Source organism: Haladaptatus sp. CMSO5 (genome assembly GCF_036689885.1).
Lineage (GTDB): Archaea > Halobacteriota > Halobacteria > Halobacteriales > Halococcaceae > QDMS2.
Window position 1 is genome coordinate 1,122,350 of record NZ_JBAHVW010000001.1, and the last position, 17,875, is coordinate 1,140,224.

Below are 17,875 nucleotides of genomic sequence, written 5' to 3' on the forward strand. Positions count from 1 at the left end.
GGGCTATTTGTCGAGGTCCTCGAAGGTGATATACGCAGAGCCACAGACTCTGAACCGCGTCACATTGCCTTTGAACCGGTAGGCGTCGACGCCCTCTGCGACCACGCCGACTGCCTTGCCGTCTGCGACGGTGTCTTCCATCCGGTCCCACGTCGTCGCGTCTTCGGGAGCCGTGCTGAGCGCGTCACTGCGTTCGAGTTCGCCGTCAACGGCGATGCGGTAGCCCGTCACGTCGTCGCTCAGGCTGCCGTTGATGATGAGGAGGTTCGGCAGCTCGGGCACCGTGGCGATTGCCTCGTGAGGGTGGACTCGCTCGCCGTCTAAAAGGATGATGCCGGGGCCTTCTGCGGCGATGCTGGTGATTTCACCCGTGAACTCGTAGGCGTGGGTGGCGTTTCCGACCGCACCTTCGACCGTCGTGTCGAACACATTTGCATCAAGGCCGAGGCTGCTCTCTTCGGCCTCTGCAACCTCACCGCTCACGTTGAAGTAGTAGACCGTCGGCGCGTCGCTCGTTCCCGCGAAGGCGAGCGTATGGGTCTGTTTCTCGTCGGTGGACGACTCGCTCGACCCGGCCGAGGAACTGCTGTCGGTGCTCTCTGTCTCGGTGCTCGTCTCCGTGGTGTCAGTCTCGTCGCCCGACCCAGTGTCGTTGCTCGTCGTTTCTTCAGTGTCGGCTTCCGTCTCCGAGAACGAATCCGGGTTCACGGCTTCGCCGTTGACCGTAATCGTCGGCTCGCCACCAGAGAGGCTGAAGTCGGTGATTTCGCCGGTGAAGGTGTAGCTGTCGATGCCGCCTTCGACCTGCCCGTTCGCGGTCGAACCCGAGAGCGAGTCGTTGTCGTCTATGGTCGCGCCGTTCGCATCGCTTTTCTGGAGGTCGCCGCTCACGGAGAACTCGTACTCGCCGGGCGATTCGACACCGTTGATGCTGAGGACGTTTTCGCTGTCCGCGTCAGCGGTTGTCTCCTCGGTTGCGTCCGTGTCCGTTGTGTCGGTTTCTGCCGTGTCGGACTCCGCCGAGGACTCGGTCGTCGTTGTCGTGGGTTCGTCAGTCGAGTCATCCTCTGCTGGCTCGCTCGATGCACCGATATCCGTGCTCGGGACGGGACAGGTTCCGGACTGCTCGATACCACTCGTCTCGCCCGTTGAGTTCTGGTAGTCGACGGCCGTGCCACTCACGTTGACGGTGGAGTTCGTCACGTCCACGTCGGTCGAATTGATGATGCGCACGCCGTCGCGGTCGCTGCCGGTCTGCTGGATACAGCAGTCTTTGATGTAGCTCGCGTCCGCGCTATCGATGAAGACGGCTTCGCGTCCCTCTGCACTGCCGGTGATGCTACAGTTTTCGAGGCGGACGTAGTGGGGTTTGGGTGGGGTATCCTGGTATGGCCGCCAGCTAATCGACCCGGGTTCACCCCGGCGGACGGCGGGTGTGTCCGGCAGGTCACACTGGATGCGGGTGTTTTTGACCGTTACACTGCGCCCCTGTGGGGAGACGTTGATGAGGCCGATGCCCTGTGGGGCGTTGCGGCCAATAATGTCACAGTCGATGATTTCTGCGCCCGCTGGGATGGCCGGGACGTCCTGTTGGACGCCCTGGTCTACGGAGATGCCGCGGATACCGAACTCGGTTTCCGTGTCGATTGGCGTCGGGCCAGTGTACTTGTCGAAGTCGATTTCGAGCACACAGTTTTTGACGTAGCTGCCCTCGCCGCTGATGCGGATTTGGGAAGCGTTGTTGTTGCAGAAATAGGAGTCAACGATTTGGACGTTGCCGGGCGTCCGGGAGGTGTAACAGGCGTTGTTCCCGAACTCGCGGAAGTCACACTGTTCTAACCGAATCGTCCCTTTGTTCGACCAGCCAATCCACACACCGATGCGGCCGTTGCCGCCCTCGTAGCCGTCGAATCGAGAGCCTTTCTTGGCGACGGCGTTTCTGAGGACGCCTTCGCCGTCTTCGCTTTCGAGCGCGAGGAGGAACGCGCTCGTCTGTCCGCCGCTGGCGGTGAGGCCACGCCCGAGGTATTCCACGTCCTCTATGTGGAATTTGGTTTGGCATTTGAGCCGGATGCCCGCGGTCGTGGTCTCGTCGCGGATGTCGATGTCGATGTTCTCGATGAGCAGTTCGTCGTAGCCAGACCAGCTGTCGATGAGCAGGTCATCGAAGCCCGCTGGCGGGACGAACGTCACGTCGCCCTCACCGAGGAACCCGAGTCGGTTGTTTCGTGGGATGTATTTGCCGTTGAATTGGTAGGTTCCTTCGGGGAAGGTGATGAGCGTGCCATCGCTCGCCGCCTCAGAGATGGCGGCGTTTACGGGTTCGTTCCCGGTTGGGTCTGCCCCGTAGTCCTCGACGATGTTGACGACCCGGTCGAAACTAATTCCGTGTCGAGTCGTCGCGGCCGCCGCGCCACCGCTTGCGACTGCCGTCGCGGTGGTGCCAGCCGCTGCCGCGTACGCACCCATTCTCAAGTAATCACGACGGTTGAGGAGCGTACCGTCCTCATTGTCCGCCGATTGTTGTCGCTGTTCGCGTGCCAGTTTGCGTGCCATTGCAATTGTTAAGCACAAGTTATAGGGCATAAATATTTTGTTTCTGACATTAGTTCGATTCCATGATTATCACGATAACATACTAATTTTTTCGTGAATATCATGATTGAAAACACATCTAGAAGACGGATGATTCATCCGGTCTTAACAGTTGTCGCAGCGAAATTATTTCTGAATTAATCACGTGCATGCGAACGAATTTGGCTAGAACAGCCGCGTTGACTGTCCATCTCGTGAAACAGTACGGACTGGGTGACACTCGTCATACAGAGATTTGCTCGACGGAGTTTCCACGTTCTGTGAGTATTTCTCTCCGTGGGGTATGCAGTCGTTACACACGGCCTTGAAGACGTGTTGTCCTCGCTACGAGTCTCATTCTTGTCACCTCTATAGCCACGGAACTTCGAAACCTGTTGCTTCCGGGATTTCCCTCCAGTTGTGACGCCTTTCCGACTGTACGAGCACCGTCATTCGGGTGCAAGCGTCACGAACCGATGTGCGCGGCTAGCTCCCGTCTGCGGGAGACGGCGAGTCAGCCCCGTCGGAGTCGGCTGGCGCGGGGAGGTCTGTCGCCACAGCGTCGTCTTGGTCGTCTGTGGCTACCTCGTCACTCTGTCGGTGGGGACTGACCAGCCACGGGAAGATGATTCTCCCAAACTCGTAGACGACGGCCAAGATGAGCGGGCCAAGGAAGATGCCATACCAGCCAAACAGCAACGGGCCGAAGGTGTAGGCGAGAATCACGGCCCCGATGTGGAGCGACCGGCCGCTCACGTAGGGGCGAAGCAACTGGTCTGGAATCGTATCGACGATAACAATCGAGACGACGCTGAACACGACAGGGAACCAGAGCGCCTCGGGCGCGACGAGCGCCGCCCGCGCGAAGAGAAACACCGCGACGGGTACCCAGATGAGTTTCATACCGATGACCGGCACGAGGCTTGCCACCCCGACGAGCAATCCCACGAGCGCGGGTTCGGGGATGGCAACGGCCTCCGGGGCGAACAGGTTGAGCACGATGTAGGTGACCACGCCGAGAATGCCCGTCGCAAGCGCGTTCAGGATGTTCCCGAAGTAGATCGACTTCAAGTCGGCATCGACCGTCTTGAAGTAGTGTTCGAGCGGGTTGTCGTCTCTGAGAATCGTCTGTCTGCCCCACGCCACAAGCCGGTAGTCGTCTTTGAGGAGGAAAAACGCAATCAAGAGCGCGATAAAGGCGTGAAAGCCGACGTTCAACAACGTCGAGAGCGAGGCAACCAGCACGTCAGAAAGCTGCGTGAGCACGTCACCCAGCCCGGACTCAGCGAGCTGGCTCGGGTTCGTCACGAGCAGGCGAAGCGTCTCCTCTGAGTCGTGGAGGACGCTCGTGAGGTCGAGATACGGCTCGATGAGCGCGGTCAACTCGCTTTGGCGTTCTGCGTCGAGGAACTGGGAGATGGCGGTGATGACGATGGCGAGCGCCCACCCGACGAGGCCCAGCACCGGAATCGTCACCAGAATGAGCGTGGCGACGACAGCGAACAGCCGGCGCTCGATACGCTTTTGCACCTGCCGGAACACCGGCCGCGTCACGTAGTACATGAACAAGCCGAGGACGACCGTTCCGATGAACTGCCAAACGATGAACGACAAGGTGAGAAGGAGCAGGATGGCGACCACCCACAACACGGCTCTGTCTCTGCGCATCCCCTCGAAAAACGGGAGTCTACGCAGTGCGTGCTCGCTCGGCAAACTGCTGTCTGTGTGGTTTTCTTCTGCCATGATACAGGCGGTTACCCACGACTGCTCTCCCACCCCCCAATGATGAACAGTAACGGACTCGCTTCAAAAGTGGTTGGCTCTCTGTCGGCTTAATCGTCCCGGCCCTGAACTTCCTATTCGAGGTAGCCAAGCCCGCGCAACCGGTCTTCGACATCGCTGTAATCTTCTGCGACCGCGCCAGCCGCCTGTGAGCGAGTGTACTCGCGGGTTTCGACCGCGTGCGTCGAGTCGGCGGTGAAAATCTCTGCGAGCACGCGCCCGTCCGCCCCACTCGAAACCGGCTCGCCTGCGGCGTGGAGCACGGTTGGCGCGACATCAACGACCGTGGCGTCGCGTACGGTGACGCCTGCTTCGATGTCCGACCCCCACGCGAAGAAGATGCCTTCCGGCCGGTGGTAGGCCTCTGCCACCCGCGAATCTGCGATGATGTGCGGCGACAGCGTCGGCTCGATGAGGTAGCCCTCGTTGGCCGTCACGACGATGTCCGGGCCGTCGGGGTCGCGGGGGTTCAGCGTCGCGCCGTCGTACACCGTGAGCACGCGCTCACCCGTTTCCGGGTCGGTCAGCCGTTCTAACACGCCCATCAGGTGGGTTTTCACCTGGGCCTTCTCGGCGGGCGCGACGATACCCTCGTCGAATCGTTCGGTGTCGTTCAGGTAGATGCTTCCGAGACCGTGGAGGAACGCCGTTGTCTGGCTGTGGTCAACGTCGTGAAGCTGGTGGGTGCCGGGAATCTGGCGGGCGGCGGCGTTCACGAGTTCGTCCGGGAGCGCGTGAACCAGTCGTTGCTCGGTGAGCCCGATCCGCGCAAGCGCCCCAAGGACGCGCGGCTTCGTGATGCCGAGCGTCGAGAGCACGCCGCGCGTCCCAGTCTGCGATTTCGGGACGAGGAACCCCTCCTCGACCAACAAGCGATTGACGCTCACGACGCGGTCTATTGGGCCAAACCCGTGGTCTGAGACCACGAACAGCGTCGCATCGCGCTCGGTCGCATAGTCCATCACTTCACCGAGAATCTCATCGAGCAGTTGGTAGTGAGCGAGTAGCACCGCCTCGTCCCAGATGAGGTGCTGGAGGCGGTCTGGGGCGACGTAGACGAAGAAGAACAGTCGCCAGTCGTCGTCTGCCATGAGCAGGCGCATCAGTTGACGACGGTTTTCGACGAGCGTCGTGAGTTCCTCGAGAAACTCGGCTTTCCGCCCGTCGTACTCGTGCCACCTGAGTTCGATTTGGTAGTCTGGAATCTCGCGTTTGATTTGCGCTTCGAGCGACTCCGGGAAGGCAAACCGCGCGGACAGAGAGGGCGTCATCATCCCGGTCACGAGTTTCCCGTCGATGGGGGCGGGTGGGTAGGTCATCGGCAGGTTCGCCACCACCGCCGGCGTGAGCATCTCCCAGAGCGTCGGCTCGCGGATGTCGTTTCGCGTGTAGGGCCGCTGGGTGTAGTTTTCTGCTACCTTCATGAACTCGTAGATGCCGTGGCGGTCTGGCCACGTCCCGGTCGCGATGGATGGCCACGCAACCGGCGTGTTCGCCGGTTTCGAGCTTTCGAGCGGCCCGCTCGCCCCCTCCGCGATGAGTCGGGCAAAATTCGGCAGGTCCTCCGTTTCCGTCCACTGCTCGATGAGGTTCCACGGAATCCCGTCGAGGCCGAGGATGAACGCCCGGCGACTGGTGTCTGTGACCATCGTTACTATCGCCCACAAGGTGGGCGATGGGCATTGTTAATCGGCGGCTACAGCCCCGTTACTCGATGACGACCGGCGGCGTGTCTCGGTCTATCTCGTGTGGTCGGTCGAGCAGGCGGGCGTACAGCGCGGTCAACTGCATCGCCACCTCCTGCCACGTGTACGCTTCCTCAACGAGCGTGCGATTCTGTTGGGCCATGTTCCGAACCAGCGTTGGGTCTGCAAGGAGCGCGGCCAGCGCGGTTGTGAGGTCGTCTGCATTTCCCGGCGTGACGAGACGCCCGTTTTCCGGCCGGATGAGTTCGGGGATGCTGCCAACGGGCGTCGAGAGAATCGCGTTGCCGCCCGCCATAGCTTCGAGAATCCCAATCGGTAGGCCCTCTGCGTGCGTCGGGAGGACGTAAATCGAGGCGCTGTCGAGCAGCGCGCGCTTCTCGGTTTCGCTCACGTACCCGACGTAGGAGACGTCCTGATATCGCGTGGCGAGCCCTGCTGCGAGGTATGAGAGCGGGCCTTTCCCGGCAATCGTGACGCGAAACGCCAGCCCGGTTTCTTGGAGCTGTTCGACCGCTTCGACAAACTCTCGAATCCCCTTTCGCTCGACGTGATTCGAGATGAACACGACGTGGGGTGGCGTCACGTCGAAGTGGGGGTCGTATTCGTCAGGGTCGATGGCGTTCGGGAGGACGAACAGCTTCGTCTGGCCCGAGACGGGTTCGAGGATGTGTTTCCAGTACGCAGAAAGGACGATTACCGCGGTCGCGGCGGCGAACACGCGTCGTTGGAAAAAGCGCACCAGCCACGACTCGGACTGGACGAACGTGTCGAACGCAGAGCCGTGGACGTGGAGAATCGTCGGCCGTCGCCACAGGTAGCGAGAAACGAACACGAACCACGACGAGAGGTAAAACGACCGCTCGTGTGACGTGTGGACGTGGACGATGTCGGGGCGCGACTGGAACGGGAAGCGCAGCGCACGCTTGCCCGCATGGAGGAGTTCTCTCACGAGCCACCGTCGCCCCTCGCCGTCTGCGCTGGGAGCGATGTCGTAGGTCTCCATCCCCACCGACGGCGGGAGGTGTTCGCGCTGTGCGGCGATGTAGCGCGCAATCCCGCCGGTCTCTCTGTTTGCCGGGCCGACGACGAGCACTGCAATTTCAGGTTCTGGGTTCATGGTACGGTGGGTCTGCTGGCTCACGAGTTCGACCGGAACGTGCCTTCAGGAACGGGCGGGCGTTTACCAATCTCGACGTAGAACTGGTAGAACTCGCCGTTCGACTGCACGAGGTGGACGTTGCGCTCGCGGGTTATCGCGGCAAAGCTCTCGCGTGAGTAGCGAAGTTCCTTGTACGCGACCACCTCGCGCTCGATGTCCGTCTCGGTGACGACGAGCCAGTGGTCGCGCCTAACGACCTCCTCTGGATGGTTCTCGAAGTACGCGCGCAACCCGGTGAGCATCCCCTCCTCGGTCACGGGGCCGCTGTGGACGACGAACGGCTCGTCGTAGTAGGCCGCCTCATACCGGTCCATCCCGGTGCGAATCGCGGCGTACCAGATGGTTTTGTCCGCCGGTTGGGTGTTGAACGACGCCTGATAACCCTCCATGTGCTGGGCCGAGACGTGCTGGCCGGGGAGGAAGATGTACGGCGAGGGGAACATGCTCACGACCGAGAGCACGACGACGAACACCGCGCACATCAGTAAGATGGGACGCAACAGCGTGCGCACCGACGACGTATCGAGCGAGCGGTTGAACTGATGGACGCCAATCGCCCCGAGAATCGTGGCGATGACCATCCCGAAGCCGAGGTGACGGAAGAAGTACGTCGACACGTCGCCGATGAACTGGGCGGCCACGATGGGTACGAGCGCGAGCGACCCCCACAAGAAAAACGGGAGCATGCTGTCGATGCGGCTTGCGGTTCGCTTCCCGCGAATCCGTCTGAGTACCAGCATGGCTGCGAGTGCGAGGTAGCCTGCGCTCACGAGGAACAGCTTCACGAACAGCTCGAAGATGCTCACGCCGATGTCGCTTGCCGAATCAGACTGTGCGCTCACGACCTCGCCTGCGACTTCAGTGCCGAAGAACAGCCCTTCGATGGCGGCGAGCGTCTGGTCTAGCGTGTTGAACGTCGATTGGTGCTGGTCGACCCAGAAGACGAAGATGATGAGCAAGATGAGTGCCTGTCCGTAGATGACGCGGTAGTAGGCGGTCGGACTCTCCGGGCGGGCCAGCCGATAGAGCAGTTGGACGCCCGCAACCCCGAAAACGAACAGGAGGACGTTGAGCGTGAGCTGTGGGTGGAGGATGATGAGGACGAATGCCGTCGGCGGCATGAGCAGCGTGACGGCCGTGATGCGACGCGGCAGGCGGTCGTCGTCCGCCTCGTGTACCATGTGTTTGACGAGGAGAAAGAGAAAGACGGGGAAAAACAGCGTTGCGAGCGTGAACGGGTGAAAGGAGAGGTGGGTTGCGAGGCTGTTGATGGGGAGGAGTAAGAACGCAGAGAACGCCGCGATGGTCGTCACACGGTGGTCGGGGAAGATGAGCCGTGCGGTGAGCGGGACGAACATGAAGTAGAGCAAGAGGAACACCATGACGGTGAGCATCATTGCGGTCGGCATCGCCACACCGGTCGCGCGCGAAATCGTGGCAGCGAACAGGTGACTGCCCGGATACGGAATGCTGTAGACGGTGAACACGCCCGCATTGAGCGAGCGCGCCCAGCCGAGGTGGATGAGCGCGTCAAGCAGGCCGTAGAAGTAGTACCCGCGAATCAACGGCAGGCCAACGATGGACGTTGTCGCAGCGCCGGCGAGCAGCACGCTCGCGGTGCGGACGGTGCGCCCCGACGCGTAGAAGGCGATAACAATTGAGATGAGTAACGCGACGCTGACGCCGACCCAGTAGCCGACCGGCGTTGCCTGATAAATTGAGAGTTCGTAGTTCGTCGCCGGGTCGCCGCGGGCGACGAACACCGCCGCCATGAGGCCGAGAAAACCAATCGTGAGCGCGACCTTTTCGCCGCGACGCCGGGCGTACGAGCTATCGACAACGACATCGTGGCGGTGTTTCGTAAACGCGCCGTCTACCAGTCGGTCAACCGCAGACTCCATCCGCTCTAGGTTTGTTCGATCTGGGTGCACAGACGGCTCCTTGTCTCTACCAGCCCACAGACAGGCTTTGTTATAGCTGGGATAATGGTCGGAGACGCCCGCAAAGCCGCGTTTCCGTCACCGAACATCGGTCGCCTCCGGCGGCTGTACGCTCGCTTCTCTGTACGCCAGTGCGTATTCTGAGAGCGCATAGGCCATCCACGCTTCCGCCCACCGCATCAAGACGATGCGCTTCGTGTAAAAGCGCTCTTTGCGGTAGTAAAACCGGCCATCGCCCGCATAGAGCGTTTTCAGCGTCCATTCGAGGATTCGTGTGGCAAAGTCGAGGTCGCCCGCTCGCGTGAAGACGATGATGCCCTGTGCGGCGGCGTGGATGTCGCGCGGGAAGATTCGCTTCTCGTCCCAGCGGGGCGCGCCGTCTCGCTCGAACAACTGGTCGCGATAGAACTGCAGACTCCGGTCGAGCGCCGGGGCAAACCGCGTTGCATCGACCTGTTCTGCGTAGCGCACGAGACATTCGATGATGAAGCCGTTGTGGTGGCCGTCCATCGAGAGGTGCGACGCCTCCGGCGGGTCGCGGTAGTACCACCCGCCGAGGGGCGTTTGCCGGGCGACGACGAAGGAGAGCAACGCCGTGGCCTGTTCTGCGTACGCCACGGTTCCCGTGTACTCGTACAGGTCACAGAACAGGCTCGCCGCGAGCGCGATGGCGTTCAGCGTGTGGTAGGTCGCGTCCTCCGCGGCGACGTAGGTGATGTAGGCTCCGTCTGCGGTTTCCGTGTAGTTGAGGTCACGCGTGAGGAACTCCGCGGCGCTCTCTGCCAACGTCGCGTAGTCGGGGTCGAACGCCGACAGTGCGAGCAGCGCACGCACGCCGTAGGTGGTCGAGACCACGTCGCCCTCGGACGGCACGCGCCGACTGCCGAGGTCTTGGAGGGCGTGGGCGTGGCCGCCACAGAAGCCGTGGTACCCCTCTCGACGGTTGTCTACGAGCCAGTCCGCCAGTCGCGTGGCTTCTGCATCGTAGTCCACCTCCTCGCGCCCGAGCAGGCTCGCGTTGTGGTTGGCGAGCGCGAACAGCGCACTCCCCTTGAAGCTCTGGCGTTGCTCGACGAGAAAGAGCCGCCGGAGGTTAATCGGGGCGCGTTTGATACCCTCCTGGACGACGAGGTTGAGCCACTGGTTATCGACGGGAACTGCCTGCAGCAGCCGACTGCTCATACCATCTGCGTAGTCCCAGCCCGTGTACGCCCGCGTTCGGGCGTAGCGAAGCGTCTCTGCGAGTAGCGATTCGGCGTCGATGGAGCGCTCCAGAGCGGCAGTCATTCAGCAAACAGAGGAAGGCACGACGAATTGTTATGGCGAGCGTGTGCGCGATTGCCTGACTGTAATGCCACCTTACACGAACCCACCGAATTGCGGTCTGGTGTACCCCACACATTATGTCGGGCTTACAGTGAATCGGTGAAAATATGCGCTGATTAGTAACGCCGCTTGCCCGCCTTTTTCCGGCAGAGATGCGATACCTGTTTTTCACAAACACCCCCGCCCACGTCCACCTCTACAAACACGCCGTGGCGCGACTCGAAGCCGCGGGCCACGACGTGCTCGTCCTCGGGAGAGACTACGGCGTCACCGTCCCGTTGCTTTCGTACTACGAACTGCCATACCGCGTCTACGGGAAGTGCGGCCCGTCGAAAAACTCGCTGCTTCGAAATCTGCCCAGTCAGTTTGCCACCATCTTCCGCGAGGCCCGTCGCTTCGACCCCGACCTCATCTTCGGGATGGGGTCGTACGCCGCCTTCGCCGGGGCGGTCTCGCGCACGCCCGTCGTCCTCGTTCTCGACTCTGAGCCAACGACCTTCGATCACGTCGTCTCCCGTCCGTTCGCCCGGGCAATCCTGACGCCCCGCGCCTTCCGCAAAGACCTCGGCCCGAAACACGTCCGCTTTGCGGGCTTCAAAGAGACGGCCTACCTCCACCCGGACGTGTACGAGCCGAATCCCCACATCCGCGAACTGCTCGGCCTCGACCCCGACGAGCGGTTCGCCATCGTTCGCTTCAATGCCTTTGGCTCCCACCACGACGTGGGCCACGCGGGCTTCAGCCCGACCCAGCGCCGCGACCTCATCTCCGCGCTCGCCGCCCACGTCACGGTGTTCGTCTCCGACGAGTCGGAGGCAATGGACTTCGACACCCTGCCCGCCCGCCGGTTTGCGCTGCATCCGGGCTTGCTCCACGACGCGCTCGCCGCCGCCTCCCTGCTCGTTGCAGACACCCAGACGATGGTCACGGAAGCCGCCTTGCTCGGGACGCCCGCCATCCGGTCTAACTCATGGGTCGGCGCAGACGACATGGGCAACTTCACCGACCTCGCTGCCCACGGCCTCATCTACAACATCCGGGCGTTCGACGACGTGATCGACACCGCCACCGCGCTGGTCGCAGACGAATCTGCGAAAGACGAGTGGGCCGCGAAACGCGACGCCTACGTCGCGGACAACGTGAACCTCACCGACCTCATCGTGGCCGTCGCAGAGCAGTTGGGCGACACAACCGGCCTCGACCTCACCGCCGACATCACCCCCGTCAGACCGGCGGCCTGACCCTTGTCCACGTCACGCTGACAGTCTTGTTTTCTCCACTGTTCGGTGAGTGCTATTACCTCAGCCGACGTTATGTGTCCAATGGCAGAACTCACCACTTCCATCGACATCGACGCATCGCCAGCAACGGTCTGGCAGGTGTTGACCGACTTTTCGACATACCCAGAGTGGAACGACTACATGCATATCTCGGGGTCGCCCACGGTCGGTTCGCGCCTCCACATTCGCCCCGGCCCCGCCGCCGGCCGTGTACCATCGTTCAAACCGCGCGTGCTCAAAGCCGACGAAAACCGAGAGCTGCGCTGGCTTGGCCACCTCTACGTGAACGGCCTGTTCGATGGCGAACACCGCTTCGTCATCGATGACCTGGGTGACGGCCGCTCGCGGCTCACCCAGGCAGAGCAGTTCTCCGGGCTGTTCGTCGGCCCGTTCAACCGCTTCATGGGTAGCCAGACAGAGCGCAACTTCACCGGCGTGAACGAGGCGCTCAAAGAACGCGCAGAAACACTCGAAAAATCAGTCCGCTCAGACGCGGCGGTCTAACTCAGTTTTTCACGGCAAGCGGCGCTTCGCGTGAGAGCACTTCGGAGATTTTTGCGGCGGCGTGGCCGTCGCCGTAGGGCGTCGGCTTCTCATCCATATGTAACGCAAACTCGTGGGTCAGGCCCGCGCGAATCGCGTCCGGGTCTGCGCCGACCAGCACGTTCCACCCGGCCTCGACCGTCTCCACCCATTCGGTCTCTTCACGGAGCGTGACGCAGGGCGTATCGAGGAAAAACGCCTCTTTTTGAATCCCGCCAGAGTCGGTCGCCACGCGCTCTGCGCCCGCGAGCAGGCGGACCAGGTCGCGGTAGCCAACTGGCGAGATGAGTCGCAGATTGTTGTGGGCCATATCGAGCAGTTCGAATTCCTCTAGGCGAGCGACGGTGCGCGGATGAGCCGGGAACACGACCGGGAGCGGTGCGTCACCGAGCGTCTGGATGATGCGCTTCAGCGTTTTCGGGTCGTCCGTGTTCGACGGCCGGTGGATGGTGGCGAGGATGTACTCGCCGTCACTGAGGTTGAGACAGTCGAGAATCGGTGATTCGGCCATCGCCCGGTCGTGAACCGCGAGGATGGCGTCGTACATCACGTCGCCGGTGAGGTGGACGCCGTCGGTGATGCCTTCGGTTTTGAGATGCGAGACCGCGGTTTCGGTCGGCGCGAACAGGAGGTCTGAAGCGTGGTCGGTGAGCACGCGGTTTACCTCCTCTGGCATCTCGCGGTTGAAGCTTCGGAGTCCGGCTTCGACGTGGGCGAGCAAGCAGTCTCGTTTCGCCGCGACCATCGCCGCGGCGAGCGTGGAGTTGGTGTCGCCGTAGACGAGTACCACATCCGGTTGTTCTTCGTCGAACACAGCATCCAGTTTCTCCATCATCGCCGCTGTCTGGTGGGCGTGAGTTCCGGAGCCGACGCCGAGGTTGTAGTCCGGTTCTGGAATCCCGAGTTCGCTGAAGAACACCGCCGACATCGTTTCGTCGTAGTGTTGGCCGGTGTGGATGAGCACTTCGTCGTGGTCACGGCGAAGCGCCTGCGAGACGGGGAACGCTTTTACGAACTGTGGGCGGGCGCCCACGACAGCACAGATTTTCATTGCATATCACGTCGGTTTGGTTCGAGTGTGGGCGAGGAATCAGTTGGTGACGACACCGACCGAGGGACGGGTTCCATCGCGTGGTCGCCCCGCCCCTCACCCGGCTTGTGGTGGACGAGCACGACGAGGTGGGCGTTGCGTTCGACATCTGCGCTCACGGCGAGGATGAGCAAGAGCGCAGAGAGCCAAAACATCGTTATCGTCAACATCACGTCGGCCATCATCGCCACGCCCGCAAGCACGTCACGAATCGTGAGTACGGCGGCGACGACGCCGACGAGGAGGCCAAACAGTCCGAAGATGTAGCCGAACACCGCCGGGTGGAAATCGTAGACGAAAAACTTCATCTTGAGCCGCCAGAGGAACGTTCGCAACAGGATGTACGAGAGATGCGGGACGAACGTCGAGTAGTGAATGTCGCTGACTTCGTCGCCGTAAATCGAAGGGTGGGCCACCTCCGCGAGGCGCTGGTCGTAGACGTTGAGCATGACGAGGAGGTCGTTCTCGAAGCCGTAGCCCTCGTAGAGTTCCTCGAACGGGATGGTTTTGAGCGCCTCTATGGAGATTGCGGAGTACCCGTTTTGTGGGTCGACCATCTTCCAGTAGCCACTCGCCACCTTCGTCAGCCCGGTGAGAATCGAGTTGCCAAACACCCGCCATCGGCTCATTCCCTCGCGGTACTCTTTGTACCAGAGGCGGTTGCCTTTCACGAAGTCCGCCACGTCGTCCACGATGGGGTCGAGCATGCGCGGGAGCTGCGTGGGGTCCATTTGCCCGTCGCCGTCCATGCGCGCGACGATGTCGAGGCCGTCTGCGAGCGCGAGCGCGTAGCCCTGTTTCACACAGCCGCCAACGCCCACGTTTCGCGGGTTGTTCATCGGAACGACTCGCTCGTCGTAGCCTGCCTCACTCGCAATCGCCGCGTTTGCGGTGGCAGCGCTCGCTTGAATCACGTCCCACGTGTGGTCGGTCGAACGGTCGTTAAAAACGTAGATGCGGTCGATAAAATCGGGAATCGTTTCGATGACAGCCCCAATGAGTTGGGACTCGTTGTATGCGGGCACGACGATGCCGACACGTTGCCCGCGGTACATCTATCGGCTCCCGATAGTGTAGACGCGGTGGTCGGCCGCCCGGCCGTGGAGCGTCCCGCGTCCGTCGATGACGGCCACGTTTTCGAAGCGCGACCAGTCGATGTCGTCGAACTCCTCGTGTGGCGTGACCATAATCACGCCGTCTACGTCGTACGTTTCATCGTCGTCGAGCGAGACACGAACCGCGTCGAACTCGCTCGTGTCATCGAGGATGGGGTCAACCGCGAGCACCTGCGCGCCCATCCGTCGCAGCGACTCGATGAGCGGCTTTGCGGGTGCCGCGCGCGTCTCTTTGATGGCTGGCCGGTAGGTCAGCCCGAGGACGAGGATGGTCGAATCCGCGATCTGCTTCCCGGTCGCTTCGAGCTCCTCGCGCATCTTCCCGGCGGTGAACTCGGGCATGCTGTCGTTGACCTCGCGGGCGGTGCGAAGCAACGGCATGTCGCCTTCTACCCGGCGCATGACGAAGTACGGGTAGTAGGGGATGCAGTGGCCGCCAACGCCCGGTCCCGGCGAGTGCAGGTGGCAGAACGGCTGGCTGTTCGCCACCTCGATGGCTTCGTTCACGTCCACGCTCAGGTCGTCTGCGTGGCGCGCCAGCTCGTTTGCGAGCGCGATGTTCACGTCGCGGTAGAGACCTTCGAACAGCTTCACGGCCTCCGCGGTGGTCGCATCGGAGACCACGAGCACGTCGTTCGAGTTGATTTCGTGGTAGATGAGTTCTGCCACGCGGGCGCTCTCTGCGTCCACGCCGCCGACGACTTTCGGGTACGCGCCACGAATGTCTTCGAGGGCACGGCTGCTTGAGGTGCGCTCTGGACAGAACGCGACGCCAAACTCACCGAACTCAAGGCCGCTTTCGGCTTCGAGTAGCGGAACGACGAGGTCTTTGCTCGTTCCCGGCGGCACGGTGCACTCGATGATGACGAGGTCACCCGGTTTGAGGCCACGGCCAATCTTCGAGACCGCGTCTTCGAGAATCGAAAGGTTGGGGTCTTTCTCCTCGGTGATTGGCGTCGGCACGATGACGACGTGAATCCGAGCTTCCGCAACGGCGGTGTCGGCTTCCGTCGTCGCCCGAAGCTTCCCGTCCATCACGAGTTCGGAGACGAGTTCGTCCAGTCCGGGTTCGCGCTCGATGGGGCACTCGCCCCGGTTGATGGCCTCGACAACGGCGGGGTTTACGTCCACGCCGATGACGTTGCTCGTCGCCTCTGCGTAGCATGCAGCGAGCGGGAGCCCCATCTTCCCGAGTCCGAACACGGAGACGGGAATTTCGCCCGAAACGAGTGCGTGGCGTTGGTCTTCGTGCGATTCAGTTGCGTTGTAGAGCCCGTTCATTCGGTGAGTACCTTTGCTTTCATCTCGCTCGCAGATGCGAGGCCGTCGATTTGCCGGGCGACTTCGATTGCGCGAAGCGCCTGTTCTGGGGTCACGAGCGGCGTTCCGCCGGTTGCGACCACGTCGATGAACGCGCTGAGTTCGCGCTTCAGCGGCTCGCCGGTTTCGACGAGCGGTCGTTCGGTCACGCTCTCAAAGCGCTGGCGCATCTTCCCACTCTCGTCCGTGTACTGCGGGTGGAACTGGCGGTGGATGCGCACCGTCTGGTCGATGTAATCGACCTCGATTTGGCATTCGCGGGCGGTGACGTTGAGCGTCCGCACCTTCTTCTGAGTGAGGCGGCTCGCGGTGAGCACGCCGAGGACGCCGTTTTCGAAGGCCACCTGCGCGGTTGCGTGTTGCACGCCGCGCGCCCCGGTTGCCGAAATGCGTTCGATGGGGCTGTCCACGAGCGACAGCAGAATGTCGATGTCGTGAATCATGAGGTCCATCACGGCGCTGTCTTCGATTTGGCGCGCCAGCGGTGGGCCAAGGCGGTGGGCTTCGATGGCGATGACGTCGAGGTCGCCGATGAGTTCGAGCAGCGCGCCCACGGCCGGGTTGAACCGCTCGATGTGGCCGACCTGGATGATGACGCCGTGTTCTTTTGCGAGTTCGATGAGTTCGCGGCCTTGGTCTAGGTCGTCAACGAACGGCTTTTCGATGAGGACGTGGACGCCATTCTCGATGCACTTTCGTGCCACTTCGTAGTGGAACTGGGTGGGCACCGCAATCGAGATGAGGTCAGATTGCTCGATGATTTCGTCCAGCGTGAGCGCGGTCGTCCCGAAGGTTTCGGCCACGTCGTGAGCCGCCGCTTCGTTCGCGTCACAGACGCCAACGAGGTGGACTTTCGAGAGTTCGCTGTAGATGCGGACGTGATTACGTCCCATCACGCCGGTTCCGATAACGCCTGCTTTCAGTGTGCCGTTCATGTTGTTCATAGTTGTCCTTCCGTGTAGACGGTGACCGCATCCGCGATGCGCTGTAGGTCCTCAGCCGAGAGCGTCGGGTGGACAGGGAGCGAGAGCACTTCTCTGGCCGCCTGTTCTGCTTCCGGCGCGTGGAACGTGATATCCGCGTACGCCGGTTGCTGGTGGATTGGTTTCGGGTAGTAGACGCCCGAGTCGATTCCCCACTCGTCTAAGTGCGCCATGAGACCGTCGCGGTCTGGCGTGCGCACCGTGTACTGGTGGTAGACGTGTGTCCGGTCTGCAGGCACGTGTGGCGTGAGAACGTCCACGTCTGCGAGCGCCTCGGTGAGGAACGCCGCGTTTGCCTGTCGCGCCTGCGTGAAGCCGGGTAGCTTTTCCAATTGGGCGCGCCCGATGGCCGCGCCGATGCTGGTCAGCCGGAAGTTGTGCCCGACTTCTGAGTGTTCGTAGGTGCCGACGCGACCGTGGTTGATGTAGCGCGCGGCGCGTTCTGCAACCGCTTCGTCGTCGGTGAGAATCATGCCGCCTTCGCCGGTGGTCATGTTCTTCGTTGGGTAAAACGAGAAGCAGGCGGCGTCGCCGAGCGAGCCAACGCGCTTTCCGTTCACCGTCGCACCGTGGGCCTGGGCTGCGTCCTCTACGAGGGCGAACCCAAACTCGTCGCGGAGTTCGGCGAGGTGCGCCATGTCCGCGGGAAGTCCGTAGAGGTGGACGGCGAGCACGCCGTCGATCTGTTCGCCCGCGCGAAGCTGGGCTTCGAGCGCGTGCGGGTCTACGTTGTACGTCGCCGGGTCGATATCGACGAAGCCGACGTCAGCGCCCGCGAGGCGGATGCCGTTTGCGCTTGCGATAAACGAGAACGGCGAGGTGACGATGCGTGAGCCTTCACCGAGGCCGAGTCCCACGAAGGCGGCGTGGAGCGCGGTCGTCCCGTTCGAGACCGCGACGCCGTGGGTCGCGCCACAGTAGGCGGCGAACTCGTCTTCGAACGCCCGGACTTCCGGGCCGTCTGCGAGCTGGCCACTTTCCATGACCGCGACGACGCGCGCGATTTCCTCTTTGCCCATGCGTGGGTCTGCAAGGTGGATTCGCTGGTCGGGAATCG

13 protein-coding genes are annotated in these 17,875 nt (G+C 62.1%); 2 read left to right on the forward strand and 11 right to left on the reverse strand.

What is annotated here, in order from left to right; translation table 11 throughout:
- Positions 1-3: 3 nt before the first annotated feature.
- From V5N12_RS05955 to V5N12_RS05980, 6 genes are all read right to left on the reverse strand, one after another.
- Positions 4-2,556: a hypothetical protein gene (locus V5N12_RS05955; protein ID WP_332898237.1), complete on the reverse strand. Its 2,553-nt coding sequence runs from the start codon at positions 2,554-2,556 to the stop codon at positions 4-6.
- A 504-nt stretch (positions 2,557-3,060) separates the two neighbouring features.
- Complete coding sequence (locus V5N12_RS05960; protein WP_332898238.1) at positions 3,061-4,317, reverse strand: AI-2E family transporter; 1,257 nt, start codon at positions 4,315-4,317, stop codon at positions 3,061-3,063.
- Between the two features lie 113 nt (positions 4,318-4,430).
- Positions 4,431-6,005 (reverse strand): alkaline phosphatase family protein, encoded by a 1,575-nt coding sequence (locus V5N12_RS05965; RefSeq protein ID WP_332898239.1) that lies wholly within the window; start codon positions 6,003-6,005, stop codon positions 4,431-4,433.
- Positions 6,006-6,063: 58 nt separating this feature from the next.
- A complete protein-coding gene (locus V5N12_RS05970; RefSeq protein ID WP_332898240.1) occupies positions 6,064-7,179 on the reverse strand; it encodes a glycosyltransferase family 4 protein in 1,116 nt (371 codons plus the stop codon).
- 20 nt (positions 7,180-7,199) lie between these two features.
- Positions 7,200-9,152: a hypothetical protein gene (locus V5N12_RS05975; protein WP_332898241.1), complete on the reverse strand. Its 1,953-nt coding sequence runs from the start codon at positions 9,150-9,152 to the stop codon at positions 7,200-7,202.
- Positions 9,153-9,239: 87 nt separating this feature from the next.
- On the reverse strand, positions 9,240-10,448 hold the full coding sequence (locus tag V5N12_RS05980) for an antibiotic ABC transporter permease (RefSeq protein ID WP_332898242.1): 1,209 nt from the start codon (positions 10,446-10,448) through the stop codon (positions 9,240-9,242).
- A gap of 191 nt (positions 10,449-10,639) precedes the next feature.
- Between V5N12_RS05980 and V5N12_RS05985 the strand changes: the two genes are divergently transcribed.
- Positions 10,640-11,728: a DUF354 domain-containing protein gene (locus V5N12_RS05985; RefSeq protein WP_332898243.1), complete on the forward strand. Its 1,089-nt coding sequence runs from the start codon at positions 10,640-10,642 to the stop codon at positions 11,726-11,728.
- 81 nt (positions 11,729-11,809) lie between these two features.
- Entirely contained in the window at positions 11,810-12,271 is a 462-nt protein-coding gene (locus V5N12_RS05990; RefSeq protein ID WP_332898244.1) for an SRPBCC domain-containing protein, read from the forward strand.
- A gap of 1 nt (position 12,272) precedes the next feature.
- Here the strand turns inward: V5N12_RS05990 and wecB are convergent, their stop codons facing one another.
- Genes wecB through V5N12_RS06015 form a run of 5 tightly spaced genes read right to left on the reverse strand, consistent with a single transcriptional unit; the run spans position 12,273 to position 17,873 of the window.
- A complete protein-coding gene (gene wecB / locus V5N12_RS05995) occupies positions 12,273-13,361 on the reverse strand; it encodes a non-hydrolyzing UDP-N-acetylglucosamine 2-epimerase (RefSeq protein ID WP_332898245.1) in 1,089 nt (362 codons plus the stop codon).
- Entirely contained in the window at positions 13,358-14,455 is a 1,098-nt protein-coding gene (locus V5N12_RS06000; protein ID WP_332898246.1) for a glycosyltransferase family 2 protein, read from the reverse strand. The genes wecB and V5N12_RS06000 overlap by 4 nt, the downstream gene beginning before the upstream one ends.
- Positions 14,456-15,796 (reverse strand): nucleotide sugar dehydrogenase, encoded by a 1,341-nt coding sequence (locus V5N12_RS06005; protein ID WP_332898247.1) that lies wholly within the window; start codon positions 15,794-15,796, stop codon positions 14,456-14,458.
- Positions 15,793-16,779, reverse strand: a complete 987-nt coding sequence (locus V5N12_RS06010) for a Gfo/Idh/MocA family oxidoreductase (protein ID WP_332898248.1) — start codon at positions 16,777-16,779, stop codon at positions 15,793-15,795. Before V5N12_RS06010 ends, V5N12_RS06005 begins: the two co-directional genes overlap by 4 nt.
- A complete protein-coding gene (locus tag V5N12_RS06015) occupies positions 16,776-17,873 on the reverse strand; it encodes a DegT/DnrJ/EryC1/StrS family aminotransferase (protein WP_442904958.1) in 1,098 nt (365 codons plus the stop codon). Before V5N12_RS06015 ends, V5N12_RS06010 begins: the two co-directional genes overlap by 4 nt.
- Positions 17,874-17,875 lie beyond the last annotated feature (2 nt).